1 protein-coding gene is annotated in these 1400 nt (G+C 40.4%); it reads right to left on the minus strand.

Features of this window, described 5'->3' with window-relative positions; genetic code table 11:
• Window positions 1-251: 251 nt before the first annotated feature.
• Window positions 252-1340, minus strand: a complete 1089-nt coding sequence (locus tag ACFIMM_RS06450) for a DUF3792 domain-containing protein (RefSeq protein WP_375681595.1) — start codon at window positions 1338-1340, stop codon at window positions 252-254.
• Between the last annotated feature and the right edge of the window lie 60 nt (window positions 1341-1400).

Genomic DNA, 1400 nt, shown 5'->3' on the forward strand with positions numbered 1-1400 from the left:
ATATATATATAATCGATGGAGTCAACACTTCATTTAAGAAGTTTTTTAAAGGAAAAACATAAAAAAATAGAATTATTGAAAAAAATCTTTTATTTTGCAGCTTGTTTCTCACGATTATAAAAGCTTCACGTGGATTTTGAAAATTCTTGTTGTGTTGAAAAGCATACAAAAATCAAGAAAATTTTGCAAAAAAGCTGCACTATGCGTGCAGCTTTTTATGTATTTGCTTTAAAGGTAGACAGGTAGACGTTTTAAAGCATGAAAGTGTCCTTACGGCTTCTATAACCATAATAGCCAAAAATACTGGAAATAATGGCGCCTACCAGACTTCCTAAAAAGCCCCACCACCCCATATTGGAGGCTGTTTTTGTGGCTTTAGTTGCAGTGTTTTTTGCTCCCTTGATCGTATCCTCAAGATTGTCTGAAAGTGTTTCTGCCCGTTCTTCAAGGACTTTGATGGCTTTTTCGGTTTTTTCCTCTGCGCTTTGATAGAGTTGAACAGCATGGTTGGCTGCTGTTTGTGCATCCGAACGGGACATGCCATCGGTCACAAGGGCCTTGATGATATCACTTCGATCAAATTTTGTCGTGAGATCTTCTACACGATCGGACAGGCGCTCACCAAGATTTTTTAAAGTGGTGCGATAGTAAGAAGGGTCATTTTTGAAAGCTGTTATTGCAGAACCAATATCATTGAGTGCAGCTTGATAGGTTTGTTTTAAGCGATCAGGGTTGAGAGCAGGAATGTCGCTTTTATTGAGAAGGGTGCGCAATTCACTCCTAAGTTGGTCAAAATTGATATCATTGTCACTATTTTTTGCAAAAAACTGTTCAAGACTTTCGCTGTTTAAGTTTGCAAGTATAGGGGAAATATTGTTTTTTAGGCTGTCTACGGTTTGTTGGACCATGGAGCTGTTTTCTAGAGCCGTTTTAGCTCCTATCTTTGCTGTACTAGAAACCACGTGGATGGCTTGGAGGGTCATCAGCAATGTTATGAGAGCCCAAGTGAGAAAGCCATGAAGAGTCCCTGAGGTTTCAGCAAAACGTCCAGCTACAAAGCCTCCCAAGGCTAGGCTAATCAGTGTAACGATAACAGAACCCACGCCAAAGGAGAGGAAAGAGCCTTCAAATGGGGTTGAAGAAGTGAAATCCATTTGGCTTAAGCCTAAAGCGGCGACCAGAAAAGAGAGGCAGATTGAGGTGGCAAGAGCCGTCACCAGTCCCGCAAAGATTGCGGACCATGAAATGGGTGTGTGAAAGAGTGAATACTTTTCTTCTAGAGACGTTTCTCCTAGAAAATTCGTCTCAAATGGTGTGTTTTCAGGAATGCGAGTTTCCATGTTTTATCTCCTTGAATATGCTGGAGATACAATGCCTTTTTGCAAATTATGTTCCAAAAG

It is taken from the genome of Bartonella sp. AP258QHHD, assembly GCF_042196145.1.
Lineage (GTDB): Bacteria > Pseudomonadota > Alphaproteobacteria > Rhizobiales > Rhizobiaceae > Bartonella.